This window comes from Halorubrum aquaticum (assembly GCF_900113615.1).
GTDB classification, from domain to species: domain Archaea; phylum Halobacteriota; class Halobacteria; order Halobacteriales; family Haloferacaceae; genus Halorubrum; species Halorubrum aquaticum.
The window spans coordinates 1-15158 of record NZ_FOPZ01000025.1 but is presented as its reverse complement, the minus strand read 5'-3'; the positions used below and the strand labels follow the sequence as shown (position 1 = coordinate 15158).

Here is a 15158-nt window from a genome sequence, read left to right as displayed (position 1 = left end):
CAGCCTCGGCGGGCGGACGGTCGCGGGACCGCTCCGCGACCGTCCGCCGCCTCCCTCGCGGTCCGGTCGCGGGCGGCTCGCCCGCGACCGGGCGCGCCGACGTTCCCCGGCGTCTCGGACCGGTCGAAGGCAGTCGACCCGGCGCTCAGAACAGGCCGGGAACGAGAACGTACGTCAACAGCATGCCGAACAGGCCGGCGAACGCGGCGAAAAGCGCCATCGGGACGATGGCCTTCCGTAGGAGGTCGCCCTCGCGGCCGGTGATCCCGACGACGCCGCAGATGGCGGCGACGTTCAACACCGAGACCATGTTCCCGAGCCCGCCGCCGACGTTCTGGAGGCTGACGACGATCGTCCGGGAGAGCCCGACCGCCACGGCGGCGTCGTACTGAAGCACGCTGAAGAGGATGTTCGAGGACGTGTTGCTCCCGGTCATGAAGGAGCCGATGGCACCGACCCACGGCGAGACGACGGGGAGCAGGCCGCCGGCACCCATCGCGAGCGCGCGGCTGAGCGCCTCCATCATGCCGAGCAGGCCGGCGGTGTTCGTCTGCGACTGGATCATGATCTGCGTCATCGAGACGGCGATGACGAGCGTGAGCGCGGCGGGCGCGACCTGCTCGATCGAGCGCCGCCACGCCGCGCCCATCTCGTCGGCGTCCATCCGGTGGAGGAGGCCGGTGAGGATCGCGATGGGGATGAACGGCATCGTTCCCGGGAGATAGAGGTACTGAAGGGTGTACCCGAGCTCCGTCCCGAGGATCGAATCGAGACCGACGGAGAAGCTCTGGATCCACGCGAGCACCTCGGTGCCGGCGACGGTGAGGTCCGGCCACCGGGTGAGAAGCAGCGCGAGCGCGACGAGGAGGTACGGGGTCCACGCTAACAGGACGGACATCTCCCTTCTCGGCCGGTCCCGTGATATCTCGTCGAGCTCGAGCCCGCCGAGCCACGTGTCGCTCCACGTCGAGTCCTCGGGGAAGTCCCACTCGCGTTCGGGGATCAGGACGTCGTTGTTCGCGAGCAGGAGCCCCGCCGCGAGCACGACGAACCCGGCGGCGATGTCGGGGAGCGCGGGGCCGATGAACCACGCGACGAGGAGCTGGGTACCGCCGGTGACGGCCCCGAGAAGCAGCGCGAACGGCGCGATGGGAAGCGTGTTGCGGACGGCGTCGCCGACGCTCCGTCCCCCGTCGGCGTCGCCGAACCAGTACGTCAGGAAGAACACGCCGAGTAGCCCCCAGAACACGTACGTGAGTCCCGTGATGACCCCCGTCCACGCGGAGACCAAGGAGAGGAACTCGGCGACGCCCATCGAGCCGGACAGCGCCGGTTCGATGACCGCGCCGGTGCCGCCGATGACGGGGGTCCCGGCCGCGCCGAACGGCGGGTTCGGGGCGTTAAAGAAGAGCCCGAACACCGCGGCGGCCAGCGGCGGGAATCCGAGGCCGATCAGAAGCGGCGCGGCGAGCGCGCCCGGCGTGCCGAACCCCGCCGCACCCTCGATGATCGTCATGAAGCCGAGCCCGATGAGCAGCACCTGAATGCGGCGGTCCTCCTCGATCTGTCCGAAGTACCACCTGATGGTGGCGATGGCCCCGCTTCCCTCGAGGTAGTTCATAAGCAGGATGGCGCCGAAGACGATGAGAATGATGTCCACGGCCTGAAAGGCGCCGTAGACGGCCGACGCCACCAGCCAATCCGGCTCCATCCCCCAGTAGGTGATCCCGATCCCGGCCGCGAGCAGCCACCCGACCCCCATCGCCCGGGCCGCCGACCACCGCAGTCCGGCGAGCAGTACGAACGCGACGCCGATCGGAACGACTCCGACGAGCGCTAGTGTGAGCACAGCAGGCATGATCGTGGATCTCGGCTCCGTTTCGTCGTCGTACAACCAGATACATGTACCTTTCTTTCAGCTAATATCAACCCCGGATGACGTCGTTGGAAGCGGGAGGACGGCGATAACGACGTGGGCGTGTTCGGCCGAGACCGTTCGACGAGGGAAACGTCCATTAGGCTGTTCCAGAAACTCCGGTATATGTCAACGGAACCGCTCGCGACCTTCGAGTCGTCGCTTACCGACGTCGGGGTCGAGCTCGTTCGGACGCCCGCCGAGGGGTTCGAATCGACCCTCGCCCCGCTCCTCGAGACGCCCGCGGTCGGCACGCCGCTCCCGTTCGAGGGGGTTTCCCTGCCGGACGCCGTGGAGACCGATCCGACTGTACGGGACCTCGAAGCGGCGAGGACAGGCGTCACCGCCGCCGGATACGGCATCGCGGACTACGGCTCCGTCGTCGTCCAGGGCGGGGCCGACGGCGAGGAGCCGGTGAGCCTCTACGCCGACGAGCACGTCGCCGTCCTCGCCGCCGGCGACCTCCTCCCGGACATGGACGCGGCGTTCGACCGGCTCGCGGAGGACGTGCGCTCGGGAACCGGGCAGGCGGTCATCGCGACCGGGCCGAGCGCGACCGCGGACATGGGCGCGCTCGTGAAGGGGGCACACGGGCCGATTGACGTCACCGTCGTCCTCCTGGAGGACCGGTAGATGAGCGTCGACGACCGCCGACGGAAGGCCGAACGCATCCGCCACCTGCTCGACACCGAGGGCGAGAGCGTCCACCGGAACACGCGGGTCTTCAACGAGGGGCGGTACGAGTCCACCGCGGACCTCGAGGACTACGAGGCCCTCAAAGAGGAGGCCCGCGCCATCAAGGAGGACGCCATCGAGCGCCTCCCCGAACTCCTCGACCGGGTCACCGAGGCGGTCGAGGCCAACGGCGGCACCGTGTACGTCGCCGACGACGCCGCCGACGCGAACCGGTACGTCACGGAGGTCGTCGACGGCCGGAACGTGGTGAAATCGAAGTCGATGACGAGCGAGGAGATCGACGTGAACGACGCCCTCGAGGCCAGCGGCGCGGACGTCTGGGAGACCGACCTCGCCGAGTTCGTCCTCCAGGTCGCCGACGAGGCACCCTCCCACATCGTCGCCCCGGCGATCCACAAGTCCCGCGAGGAGATCGCGGACCTGTTCAACGAGGTGTTCGACCCCGACGAGCCGCTCGAGACCGCCGAGGAGCTGACGCGGTTCGCTCGCGGGTACCTCGGCGAGCGGATACTGGACGCCGAGGTCGGCATGACGGGGGCGAACTTCGTCACGGCCGACACCGGGACGCTCGCGCTGGTGACGAGCGAGGGCAACGCCCGGAAATGCGTCCAGGCAACCGACACCCACGTCGCGATCGCGGGCGTCGAGAAGGTGATCCCGAGCGTCGAGGACCTCCAGCCGTTCGTCGAACTCATCGGTCGGTCGGGGACCGGACAGGACATCACGTCGTACGTCTCGCTTTTCACGCCGCCCGGCGACTCGCCGACCTTCGGCCGGGGGGAGGGAGCGGGTTCCGACGATGGACCCGGTGCCGACGACGAGCGTCCTCTCGAGTCGGGCGACGACCGCGAGTTCCACCTCGTGCTCATCGACAACGGCCGCATGGAGATGCGCGAGGACGACGGGCTCCGGGAGACGCTGTACTGCATCCGGTGTTCGGCGTGTGCGAACTCCTGTGCGAACTTCCAGCACGTCGGCGGACACGCCTTCGGCGGCGAGACGTACTCCGGGGGCATCGCCACCGGCTGGGAGGCCGGCGTCCACGGCCAGGACAGCGCCGCCGAGTTCAACGACCTCTGTACGGGGTGTAGCCGGTGTGTGAACCAGTGTCCGGTGAAGATCGACATCCCGTGGATCAACACCGTCGTCCGCGACCGCATCAACCGTGGGGAAGACGGCGACCTCGACTTCCTCGTCGAGGGGCTCACTCCGGACGAGGAACCCGGCGGGATCGACCTCCAGAAACGCCTGTTCGGGAACTTCGACACGCTGGCGAGACTCGGATCGGCGTTCGCCCCCCTCTCGAACTGGGTCGCCCGGGCCGGCCCCGCCCGTTCGCTGATGGAGCGAACCCTCGGCGTCGACGAGCGCCGCGAGCTTCCGACGTTCGAGCGCGAGTCACTCGTCGACTGGTTCGCGGACCGCGGGTCGCGAGTGGGTCCCGACGAGGCGCGCCGGACGGTCGCGCTCTATCCCGACGCGTACACGAACTACGTGCGCACCGAGCGCGGGAAGGCGGCCGTCCGCGTCCTCGAGGCGCTCGACGTCCGCGTCGAGGTGCCGGCCGCCGGCGAGAGCGGACGCGCGCCGCTCTCACAGGGCATGGTGGCGACCGCCCGGTCCAACGCCGAGGCCGTCTACGAGGCGCTCTCCCCGGCGGTCGCCGCGGGCCACGACGTCGTCGTCATCGAACCCTCCGACCTCGCGATGTTCCATCGGGAGTACGAGCGACTCCTCCCCGAGGACGCCTACGACGCGTTGAAAGGGCACAGCTACGAGGTCATGGAGTACGTCTACGGCCTGTTGGAGAACGGCGCGGACGTCGACGCGCTCTCGGCGGGCGACGGCGAGCGGATCGCCTACCACAGCCACTGCCAGCAGCGCACCCTCGATCTGGAGCCCTACACGCTGGCGGTGCTCGAGGAGTCCGGGTTCGACGTCGTGACCTCGGACGTGGAGTGTTGTGGCATGGCCGGGAGCTTCGGCTACAAGTCGGAGTACTACGAGCTCAGCGTGGACGTCGGCGAGACGCTCGTCGACCAGTTCAGCACGGACGACGCCGCGGACCGAACCGTCGTCGCCAGCGGCACGTCGTGTCTCGAGCAGCTCGACGCGCTGCTCACGCGGCGGCCCGCACATCCGGTGCGGCTGCTCGACGGACGGTAGTCGGCGTTCGGTCCGGGAGGCGAGCCGTCGCGGTGTGGAGGTGGAGCCGCGGGCGACGGGGTCGTACTCGGAACCGTGACCCCCCGGCCGTCGAAGATGGGTGATTTTTATGCGGTCGCGCCGAACCACGGGGTAGATGAGCCGACGAAGCGAGCGCGCGTCGTCCCGAGGTGGCGGCGATGGGCGCTGACGGAACCGAGGACGGGCCGGTCGTCGCCAGCTTCTTCTCCGGCTGTGGCGGGCTCGATCTCGGGTTCGAGCGGGCCGGGTTCGACGTGGTCCTCGCGAGCGACCAGTGGGGGCCCGCCGCGGAGACGTACCGAAGGAACCGCCCGAACGTCCGGTTCCTCGAGGAGGACGTCCGCGAGCTCGACGCCGACGACGTTCGAGAGTCCGTCCGGGAGACCGGCCACGATCCGGACGACGTCGACGTCGTGATCGGCGGCCCGCCGTGTCAGGGATTCAGCCGGCTCAACAACGAGCGGATCGAGCTCGACGAGATGGAGAAGGACCGGCGCAACACGCTCTTCGAGGAGTTCCTCCGGATGGTCACCGTGCTCGATCCGCAACTGGTCCTGATGGAGAACGTCCGCGACCTGATAAACCGCCAGACGAGCGACGACCGGTACGTGAAGGACCTGATCGTCCGGCAGTTCGAGACGGAGGGATACAACTGCGAGTACCGGGTGCTCGAGGCCGAGCGGTACGGCGTTCCACAGAAGCGCCGCCGGATCTTCTTCGTCGGGACGAACCGTGACATCCCGATCCGGTTTCCGGAGCCGACGACGCCGTCGGAGGCGAACTGGCGGACGGCGGGCGAGGCCCTCGCCGACGTGACCGACGACCTCCCGAACGTGACGTACGCGAACACCCAAGAGAAGACGCTCGAGCGGATCCGTCACGTCCCGCCGGGCGGGTACTACCGTGACCTCCCGGACCGGCTGAAGACCAAGAAGTACCGGTGTGACTGCGAGGACACCGACGCCTGCCCGCACGAGCCGGAGATCGTCAAGCGGTACGGGACGTACCTCCGGCGACTCCACCCCGATGAGCCGTCGCTGACGGTGAGCACGAACGTCTTCATCCACCCGAGCGAGGACCGGTATCTCACCCCTCGGGAGATGGCCCGGCTCCAGACGTTCCCCGACGAGTTCGCGTTCGAGGGGACGAAGACCGACGTGATGAAACAGATCGGCAACGCGGTCCCGGTCGGGCTGGCCGAGAGGCTGGCCGAGCGGTTCCGCGAGTACTACCCCGAGATCCGCGAGGCCCCCCGCGTCGACCCCGACGTCTACGAACAGCAGTCGCTCACCGACATCGCGTGAGTCGGCGGCCCGTGATCCGTCCTACCCGAACGTCACTCGATAGACCGTCTTGATCCGGGGTTTCCGGGTGCTCCCGCTGTACTGGCCGTACATGTCGATCCGGAACGCCGCCTCGCCGTCCACGTCGAAGAAGATCGAGGTGTCGTTCGACTCGGTGGTGTAGATCGACAGCTCGCCGGTACCGTCCTGGAACTTCCGGAGCGGGGCCCGCTCCATCGAGGCGAACCCGTGGAAGTTGCCGGCGGCGGTCACCTTGCACGCGACCACGTCCGCGTCGAGGCGCACGTGCTCGAGGAGTCGGGCCCGGAGCGTCGCCTCGTCGGCGTCCCGAAACGTCCGGAACTTCTCCGCGAACACGGGGGTCATCGCGGCCGCCATGTCGGAGCCGCCGCACTCCTCGGCGACGAACTCCCGCGTCACCCGCTCGTAGGTCGCGAACTCCTCGGGAGTCAACAGCTCGTCGATGGGCTTCCCGAAGACGTCCTCGGCGACCTTCGACGCGAGGGTGTTCCGGACGTTGATGGCGGTGCTCGAGGTGAGCTTCAGCGAGTAGCCCTTGCGCCGACCCTCGCCGTGGACCACGACGTCGACGTCGTCGGTCGGGTCGGTCTTCCGCGCGTCGCCCTCCTCGGTCGCGCGTTCGATCGCGAAAGGCGTGTGTTCACGGACGAACCGCGCGGCCTCGCGGGCCCCGATCCGCACCCGCTCGCGCTCGTCCTCGTCGAGGTACGCGAGTTGCGCCTCGGTGTCCGGCTGCGGGTCGTCCCCGTTGAGCTCGTCGCGCGTCCACGTCTCGTGGGCCTTCCCGAGTCGCTCGGGGCTCCGTGGCATGTGTCCCCGCCGAGTCGCCGGGGCGTCTTACCGTTTCGGTTCGGCCGCGTCGCTCGCCGCTACGTTTCTCTACGTCCCGGCGCGCTCCGGCGCGCGCGGAGCGCGGTCCTTTTGTCCCGTATCGACGAAGCCGAGGCATGGACATCGAGGAGGGCGGGCTCACGGTCAGCGTCTCCGAGGCCCGCGACGGCGCCAGCGAGGGGACCGGCGGCGGCGTCTTCTTCAACCCCACACAGGAGCTGAACCGGGACGTCACGGTCGCGACCCTGCGCGCGTACCGCGAGCGAGAGCCGCGCGCGGCGACGTACCTCGACGCGATGGCCGCCTCGGGGGTCCGGGGCGTTCGCGCCGCCGCCGAGGGGTACGACGTGACCTGCGCCGACGTCGACCCCGACGCGGTCGACCTCGCCGAACGGAACCTCGCCGCGAACGACCTCGAGGGCGAGGCCGTCCACCGCGACGTCAACGCGCTGTTGTACGACGACGGGCCGTTCGACGTCGTCGACCTCGACCCGTACGGCACGCCGATCCCCTTCGCCGACCCCGCGTTCGCGAACGCGCGGAACCTCGTCTGCGTCACCGCCACCGACACCGCGCCGCTGTGTGGTGCCCACCTCAACAGCGGGATCCGCAAGTACGGCGCGGTGCCGCGGAACACCGACTACCACCCGGAGATGGGGCTCCGGACGCTGATCTCCGCGCTGGTCCGGACCGCCGCGCGATACGACAAGGCCGCGCGGCCGATCGTCTCGCACGTCTCGCGACACTACGCGCGGACGTACCTCGAACTCGAGTCGGGCGCGCGCGCTGCCGACGACGCCGTCGACGAGCTCGGATACGTCGACAACTGCGAGGACTGCCTCTGGCGGGAACCGACCCGCGGGCTGGTCGCGAACCCGGTCGAGACGTGTCCCGTCTGCGGGGGAGAGCGCGTGTTGACCGCGGGACCGCTCTGGTTGGGCCCCGTCGCCGACTCCGACTTCGCCCGGTCCGTCCGCGAGCACGTCACCGACGACATGGGCGAGGCGAAGCGCGCGCGGAAGCTGCTCGGGACCGTTGCGCGCGAGTTGGACGTGCCGACCCACTACGACCAACACCGGCTGTACAAGGGGTGGAGCGAGCCGGCGATCGGGATGGACGAGTTCGTCGACCGGCTTCGGGGGGCCGGCCACGAGGCGACCCGGGCGCACTACCGCGGGACGGCCGTCAAGACCACGGCGTCGATCCCGGAGATGCGCGAGGCCGTCCTCGGAAGCGAGGAGTGAGCCGGCCGAGCCCGCGCGCTTTTGTCGCCGTCGACCGAACCGATCCGCGTGACTCGACACTCGCCCGCCGGGCTCGCGAGGGTCCGGCTCGCCGTCGACGCCGCGCGGGACCGGCAGGTGACGTTCCTCGCGGCCGGCGTCGCGTACTACGCGTTCGTCTCGCTCGTCCCCGCGCTGTTGTTGCTCCTCGTGGTCGCCACCACCGTCTTCGGCGACGCCCTCGCGGACGAGCTGCTCGCGGTCGCCGGCGGGTTCCTGACGCCGGCGGGCGAGGAGGCGATCGGCGGAGCCGTCGCCTCGGCACAGGGACGGGCGGGCGCGGGGTTCCTCGGCGTCGCGGTCCTGCTCTGGTCGACGCTGAAGGTGTTCCGCGGGCTCGACACCGCCTTCGTCGAGGCGTACGGCGTCGACGCGGACGTCGGCTTCCTCGACCAGCTCACCGACGCGGGGTCGGTCGTCCTCGGGATCGGCGTCGGGATCACCGCCATGCTCGTCGTCGGGGCGGTCGCCGCCGCCGTCGACGTCCCCCTTCTGGCGTCCGCGAGCGTCCTCGCGTTACCGGTCGTCCTCACCGTGGTCTTCCTCCCGATGTACGTCCTGCTCCCGGAGCCGCGAGTGACGGTCCGCGAGGCGCTCCCCGGCGCAGTCCTCTCTGCGCTCGGGTGGACCGTCCTCCAAGCCGGCTTCCAGGCGTACGCCGCGACCGCCGGCCAGTACCAGGTGTACGGCGTCGTCGGCGGGATCCTGCTCCTCGTCACGTGGCTGTACGTCGCCGCGATCGTCGTGATCTTCGGGGCCGTCCTCAACGCCACGCTGGCGAGCGGACCGGGTCCGGGCGGGAGCGCGGACCGGCAGGTACAACACGACAGCGATAGACCGTCCGATATGAACGGTGAGGCGGATCGCGAGGGGGGGCCGGACGAGGACGGCCGGTCCCGCGACGGGCGGAACGACGGGGAGCGTCCCCGCGGCGCGCCGGACGTCGCCGCCCTCGAGGAGGAGGTCGACCGGCTTCACGCGCGGCTCGAGGAGTTCGAGACGGACGTACAGGCGCGCACGGTCGACAAACCGAAGCTGGAGTCGGAGCTGAAACGCTACGTCCGATCGCGGATGCGACGCGGTCACGCCCGCGGCTGGGGACCGTACCTCGTCCTGCTGTACGGGACGGTCCTGACGCTCGGCGCGTTCACGTTCCTCGACGGGATCTACGCGATCGCCGCGATGCTCGTCCTCGGGCTGTCGACGCTGGGGCTGTACACGCTCTTCGTACTCGTCGGCGTCGGCCTCAACCTGATCGAGACCCCCGGAAAGGCGCTCGAGTACGCCCGTAACCGGGGTGACGACTGACCCCGCCGTGACCGGACTCGTCTCCGCGGAGCGCGGGGTCGGCGAGACCGCCGTCGTCGACGCGCTCCCCGAGTTCGTCGTCGTCGTCTTCGCGGCCGTCACCCACCTCGCGGACCCCTGGTTCCTGTTCGGCCTGCTGGCGGTCGGCTACTGGTTCGCCGGCGACCGGCTCGCGGCCTCGCCGCGCCGCGCGGGTGCGACCGCGATCGCCGCCGTCACGTGCGCGTACGCCGCCGTCGCGCTCGGCAAGGCGTGGTTCGCGGTCCCCCGTCCGCCGGGCGCGATGGGTCCCGCGGACGTGCCGACGTGGCTCCCCGGCCTGCTCTCGGCGTGGTACGAGGCACAGGTGCTCTCCGACGGCTTCGGGTTCCCGAGCGGCCACGCCACCGGCGGCGCGGCCGCGTACGGCGCGCTCGCGCTGGTGTACGACCGCGCGTCGACGGGCCGGCGACGGCTCCTCGGGGCCGGCATCGTCGCCGCCGCCGTGGCGGCCTCGCGAGTGGTCATCGAGGTACACTACCTCGTCGACGTGCTCGTCGGCGTCCTCCTCGGCGGGGCGGTCGTCGTCGTCGCGTTGTGGCTCGCCGGCGACCCGCGGTTCCGGGGGTCCGGCTCCGGTCCCGCAGGGACCACGAGCGGGCTCGATCGCACCGATCCGACGGCCGATCTCGACCCCACGCCGGCGTTCCTGCTCGCGGCGGTCGTCTCCGTCGCCGCGGCCGGCGTCGCGGTCGCCAACGGCCAAACGAGCGAGGTCGTCGAGGCGGGCATCGGCATCGCCACCGGCGTCGGCGGCGCGGTCGGCTGGCTGCTCGTCGACGGCGACGAGCCCGCCGTTCCGGTCCGGGTCGCGCTCCCCGCGCTCGTCGTCACGGGTGCCCTGTGGGTCGGCGCGTACGCGCTCGCCGGCTCGTTCCTCGTCACGCTCGTCGCGACGACCGCCGCCGTCGTCGGCGTCGTCGCGATGCCGGCGGTGCCGCCGCTGGTCGAGCGCGTCGGCGCGTGAAAAACGGGAAGGCGGGTCGGGTCGGAAGGCGGGTCGGGTCGAACTCGGACTCGGAGCGAGGCCGGTTCGAGATCGGGAGTGGGGCCGGCTCAGAACGTCTCGAGGTAGCGGTCCTCCTCCCACTCGGAGACCTGCGTGAGGTACTCGCTGAACTCCTGGCTTTTCGCCTCCGCGAACTTCTCGGAGACGTGCGGGCCGAGCGCGTCCTGGACGACCTCGTCGTCCTCGAGCGCCTCGACGGCCGCGCCGAGGTTCGGCGGGAGCGTGTCGATCCCGTACTCCTCGCGTTTGGCGTCGTCGAACTCGTAGATGTCCTCGCGGACCGGGTCGCCGGGGTCGGCGTCGTTCTCGATCCCGTCGAGGCCGGCGGCGATGAGCGACGCCATTCCGAGGTAGGGGTTACACGACGGGTCCGGGCTGCGGACCTCGAAGCGGGCTGAGACGCCCGCGGCGTCCGGGACGCGGACCAGCGCCGAGCGGTTCGTGTCGGACCACGCGACGTAGATCGGGGCCTCGTAGCCAGGCACCAGCCGCTTGTAGGAGTTCACGGTCGGGTTCGTCACGGCCGTGAACGCCTGTGCGTGGTTCAGGATGCCGCCCATGAACTGGTAGGCCGTCTCGCTCAGGTTGAACTCGTCGTCGTCGTCCGCGAAGGCGTTGCCGTCCTCGTCGAAGAGCGAGATGTGGCTGTGCATCCCCGAGCCGTTGATCTCGGCGATCGGCTTGGGCATGAACGTCGCGTGCAGGTCGTGTTGGGCGGCGACCGCGCGGACGACGGCGCGGAACGTCGCGATGTTGTCCGCGGTGGTGAGCGCGTCGTCGTACTTGAAGTTGATCTCGTGTTGGCCCTCGGCGACCTCGTGGTGGGAGGCCTCGATCTCGAAGCCCATCTCCTCCAACGTGAAGATGATCTCCTTGCGGACGTCGCTCGCGAGGTCCTTCGGCGCGAGGTCGAAGTAGCCGCCGTTGTCGTGGGGGATCGTCGTCGCGTTCCCCTCGTCGTCGGTCTTGAACAGGAAGAACTCCGGTTCGGGACCGATGGAGACGGAGTAGCCCATCTCCTCGGCTCTCGCGAGGACGCTCTTGAGCACCTGGCGCGGGCCGCCGACGAAGGGTTCGCCGTCGGTGTCGACGATGTCACAGATGAGTCGGGCGGCGGCGGAGTCGTCGCCGTCGCTGCGCCACGGCAGCACCGCGAACGTCTCTGGGTCGGGGACGAGCCGCATGTCGGACTCCTGGATGCGGACGAACCCCTCGATCGAGGAGCCGTCGAAGTAGATCCCCTCTCTGAACGCCTTCTCGGCCTGGTGGGCCGGCACGGAGACGTTCTTCACGACGCCGAGGATGTCGGTGAACTGGAGCCGCAGGAAGTCGACGTTCTCCTCGTCGATCTCGTCGAGTACCGCCTGTTCTTCGGCCGTGAGGCCGCCGTCCGGTTTGGCGTGGTCGCCGGTCATGTTTTGGACAGTTACGTCCTTATCTGCCAGTATAAAGGCCTTGTCGCTTGACGCATGAACCGCCGAGTCCCCGTGAGTAGTGGACGTTCGTAAAATTCTAAACCCCCCAAACCGTGATCGAACCCAATGACGTACGAAAACCTCGACGCCAAACTCGTGAACTCGCTTCTCGGAAACGGTCGCGCCAGTCTCCGCAGCCTCGGTGACGAACTGGACGTGTCCGTGACGACCGTCTCGAATCACCTGCGCGACCTCGAGGACGAGGAGGTCATTCGCGGGTACAGCCCGATCGTCGATTACGACAAGCTCGGCTTCGACGTGACCGCCATCCTCCAGTTGAAAGTCGAGGGGAGCGCGCTGCCGGACGTGACCGAGAAGCTCCGTCAGCAGAAACAGATGATAAGCGTCTACGAGGTCACGGGCGACTACGACGTGATCGCGATCGGGAAGTTCACCGACACCGACGGCATGAACGACCAGATCAAGGAGATCCTCACCGACGCCGACATCCGCGAGTCGAACACCAGCGTCGTGCTCAACGCGGTGGTCGAGAACAAGCAGTTCGAACTCGATCTCAACGAGGAGTAGGCGGCCTCAGAGGGCAGTTCTCGGGAGGCAGTTCTCGGAGGGCCGTCCTCGGCGGTCGTGCCGATCCGACGACGAGAGCTAGTTCCCCGCGAGACGACCGACCGCGTCCGTGATCACGTCGACGCCGATGTCGATACACGCCTCGTCGACGTCGAAGTACGCCGTGTGGTGGCCGTCCGGGTTGCTCCCGCCGACGCCGAGGTAGGTCGCCGTCCCGCCTCGCTCCTGGACGCGCCGGATCAGGTAGGAGGCGTCCTCGCTGCCGCCGAACTCCTTCGATATCACCGAGTCGACCGAGTCGGTCGCGTTCGCGGCCGCCTCGACGACGCTCACGACGGACTCGTCGTTCTCGAAGGTGGTCGTCTTCCCGTAGAGGCTCGTCTCGTAGGTCACGTCGTGCATCGTCGCCGCGCCGTCGACGACCTCCCGGGCCCGCCCGAGCATGTACTCGTTGAGGTCGTGGGTCTCGCCGCGGACCTCGACGCGCATCGTCGCCTCCTCGCAGATGACGTTCTGGGCGTTGTCGGCGTTGACCCGCCCGACGTTGATCCGCGTCGCGCCCTCGCCGTGTCTGGCGATCCCGTAGAGGTTGCCGATCGCCGCCGTGGCAGCCTGGAGGGCGTTCCGCCCGGCGTGGGGCTGGCCGCCGGCGTGGGCCGGTGCGCCGGAGAAGGTCACGTCGAGCTTGGCGTTCGAGAGCGGCCCGTCGTAACTCGAGACGACCGTGCCGGCGGGCTCGTCGAGCCCGACGTGGACCGCGAGCAGGTGGTCCACGTCGTCGAGGTGGCCGGACTCGGCCATCGGCTTGCCGCCGCGGCCGCCCTCCTCGGCGGACTGGAAGAACAGCTTGAGCGTGCCGTCGAACCCGCCCTCGGCGAACGCGCGCGCCACGCCGAGTCCGATGGCGGCGTGCGCGTCGTGGCCGCAGGCGTGCATCTCGCCGGGGTGGACGCTCGCGAACCCCTCGGCGGCCGGCCGGTGGTCGTCGTCCATCGCCTCCTGCCGCTCCAGGGCGTCGATGTCGGTGCGCAGCCCGATCGTCGGACCGTCGCCGAACCGGCGGGTCGCGATCACGCCCGTGACGTCGCCCATCCGGTCGAGGTACTCCTCGGGCGCGCCCTCCTCGCGTGCGCGCTCGCGGGCCGCGGCGACCTCGTCCGCCGGGGGAACGCCCATCCGCGAGTCGGGGTCGACGGTGTCCTCGCCGAGGAAGACGTCGTATCCGAGCTCCTCGAGTTCGGCCGCGAGCAGCGCCGATGTCCGGAACTCCTTCCAACCGGCCTCCGCGTGTCGGTGGAGGTCGCGGCGGATCTCTGAAAGCGAGCTGTCGGCGAACGTCGTCAGTGGCTCCATACGCGTCCCCTCCGGGTCGAGCCGAAAAAACGTTGAGTAAACGGAGAAACGCGCACCTTCGGGCGGCCGGACGGTTCGCGGAAAACGGTGCTCGTAGGTAAATAGTTATCAAACCATCAGGAGATCGATGCTGACGAATCCATGACACGCGCGCTGAAGGGGTCCGGATTTCTCGGATTGGCAGTCATGATGGCCGTCGGGTTACACCAGTTCGTGATCGTCGCGGGCGGCAGCGCCGTCCCGCCGTGGATGATCGGCGGGCACGCCCACCTCGGCGTGCTCTCCATCCTCGCCATCGTGATGGGCTTCGCCGTCCCCGCGCTCGGCGTGACCGGGACCACGCGGACCGCCGTGACCGGGCTCTTCATCGCCGGGCAGTGGGGGATCCCCGGGATCGTCTGGCTCGGCGAGGGCTTCGGACTGACGTTCCTCATGCCGACCGGCTTCCTCTGGGGCGGCGCGCTGATCGTCTCGATGCTGATCATGTTCTACTACTCGGTGACTCAGCCGAGCGACGCCGCGGGCGGCGGTTCCGCGAGTTTCGCGCCCGGCGACGACTGAGCGCGGGGAACGGCGGGCCGATCGACGGCGGAGTCTCCGATGAACGTCCATCGTTCATAACGAGATCGCATGAAACGGCCGGTATATTTCGAGTGCTTATAGGACGGTTGTTTCGTTGGAGATCGGGCTGATAGGAATGGGATCGTTGCTGGCGCAGTGACTGTCTTCAAAGCCCCAGTCACGAGGACTCGCGTGACTCGCTGTGGTCCTCGTCGCTCGTTACACTCGCTCCTGCGGTCCTTGCGTCGTCAGGCTTCGTCCTCGTGGCTGCCCCTTTGATCCCCACCCGAACCACACAGCCCCGCACCTCACGCCTCCCCAGCCTCGCGGCTCGTTCCACTCGCCGCGTCCCTCGCGGGCTCCTCGCGCCCGTTGGACGCTCGGAGGCGCGCCACCGCAATCGATCGCTCACTCCTTAGACTGTGTTGACCGGAATCGGATCCGAACGCATCGCTCACAGGACATCTCGATGGAGCGACGACGGACGGATCGGTCGACGCCGAACCCGCTACGCCCCGTCGGCGTCCGCCCGGCGGAGCAGTTCGATCGCGGGCAGCGGTTCGCCGGTGAGCGCGCGGATGTACGCGCCGCCGGCGATGGAGACGTGCGAGAAATCCGCCTCGTCCAGTCCGTACATGCCGATCGCTC

General features: G+C 69.3%; 12 protein-coding genes and 1 pseudogene. 8 read left to right on the top strand and 5 right to left on the bottom strand.

Features of this window, described 5'->3' with window-relative positions:
• Positions 1-145 precede the first annotated feature (145 nt).
• Positions 146-1858 carry an L-lactate permease gene (locus F3H10_RS14940; RefSeq protein ID WP_149785572.1) on the bottom strand — a complete coding sequence of 571 codons (1713 nt, stop codon included), beginning with the start codon at positions 1856-1858 and terminating at the stop codon, positions 146-148.
• Between the two features lie 183 nt (positions 1859-2041).
• Between F3H10_RS14940 and F3H10_RS14935 the strand changes: the two genes are divergently transcribed.
• The 3 genes from F3H10_RS14935 (at position 2042) to F3H10_RS14925 (ending at position 6102) form a co-directional block, all read left to right on the top strand.
• Complete coding sequence (locus tag F3H10_RS14935; protein WP_149785571.1) at positions 2042-2548, top strand: LutC/YkgG family protein; 507 nt, start codon at positions 2042-2044, stop codon at positions 2546-2548.
• Complete coding sequence (locus F3H10_RS14930; RefSeq protein ID WP_149785570.1) at positions 2549-4777, top strand: LUD domain-containing protein; 2229 nt, start codon at positions 2549-2551, stop codon at positions 4775-4777.
• A 179-nt stretch (positions 4778-4956) separates the two neighbouring features.
• Positions 4957-6102, top strand: coding sequence for a DNA cytosine methyltransferase (locus F3H10_RS14925; protein WP_149785569.1), 1146 nt, complete (start codon positions 4957-4959; stop codon positions 6100-6102).
• 21 nt (positions 6103-6123) lie between these two features.
• Here F3H10_RS14925 and F3H10_RS14920 read toward each other — a convergent pair whose 3' ends face one another.
• Complete coding sequence (locus F3H10_RS14920) at positions 6124-6933, bottom strand: hypothetical protein (protein WP_149785568.1); 810 nt, start codon at positions 6931-6933, stop codon at positions 6124-6126.
• 137 nt (positions 6934-7070) lie between these two features.
• Between F3H10_RS14920 and F3H10_RS14915 the strand changes: the two genes are divergently transcribed.
• Genes F3H10_RS14915 through F3H10_RS14905 form a run of 3 tightly spaced genes read left to right on the top strand, consistent with a single transcriptional unit; the run spans position 7071 to position 10551 of the window.
• Positions 7071-8198, top strand: a complete 1128-nt coding sequence (locus F3H10_RS14915) for a tRNA (guanine(26)-N(2))-dimethyltransferase (RefSeq protein WP_149785567.1) — start codon at positions 7071-7073, stop codon at positions 8196-8198.
• Between the two features lie 48 nt (positions 8199-8246).
• The gene (locus tag F3H10_RS14910; RefSeq protein ID WP_223174335.1) at positions 8247-9545 is read left to right on the top strand and encodes a YihY/virulence factor BrkB family protein; all 1299 of its coding nucleotides are present in this window, start codon (positions 8247-8249) and stop codon (positions 9543-9545) included.
• Positions 9546-9552: 7 nt separating this feature from the next.
• Complete coding sequence (locus F3H10_RS14905) at positions 9553-10551, top strand: phosphatase PAP2 family protein (protein ID WP_149785588.1); 999 nt, start codon at positions 9553-9555, stop codon at positions 10549-10551.
• Between the two features lie 89 nt (positions 10552-10640).
• On the opposite strand, the gene glnA is transcribed toward F3H10_RS14905, so the two are convergent.
• Positions 10641-12008 (bottom strand): type I glutamate--ammonia ligase, encoded by a 1368-nt coding sequence (gene glnA / locus F3H10_RS14900; RefSeq protein ID WP_149785565.1) that lies wholly within the window; start codon positions 12006-12008, stop codon positions 10641-10643.
• Between the two features lie 126 nt (positions 12009-12134).
• On the opposite strand from glnA, the gene lrp reads away from it, so the two are divergent.
• The gene (gene lrp, locus F3H10_RS14895; protein ID WP_142986230.1) at positions 12135-12596 is read left to right on the top strand and encodes an HTH-type transcriptional regulator Lrp; all 462 of its coding nucleotides are present in this window, start codon (positions 12135-12137) and stop codon (positions 12594-12596) included.
• A gap of 78 nt (positions 12597-12674) precedes the next feature.
• Here the strand turns inward: lrp and F3H10_RS14890 are convergent, their stop codons facing one another.
• On the bottom strand, positions 12675-13949 hold the full coding sequence (locus F3H10_RS14890) for an amidohydrolase (RefSeq protein WP_188127955.1): 1275 nt from the start codon (positions 13947-13949) through the stop codon (positions 12675-12677).
• A 141-nt stretch (positions 13950-14090) separates the two neighbouring features.
• Here F3H10_RS14890 and F3H10_RS14885 point away from each other — a divergent pair, with 141 nt between their 5' ends.
• Positions 14091-14510: a hypothetical protein gene (locus tag F3H10_RS14885; protein WP_149785564.1), complete on the top strand. Its 420-nt coding sequence runs from the start codon at positions 14091-14093 to the stop codon at positions 14508-14510.
• Positions 14511-15018: 508 nt separating this feature from the next.
• Here the strand turns inward: F3H10_RS14885 and F3H10_RS14880 are convergent.
• Positions 15019-15158, bottom strand: a pseudogene (locus F3H10_RS14880) (phosphoglycerate kinase); the annotation flags it as partial.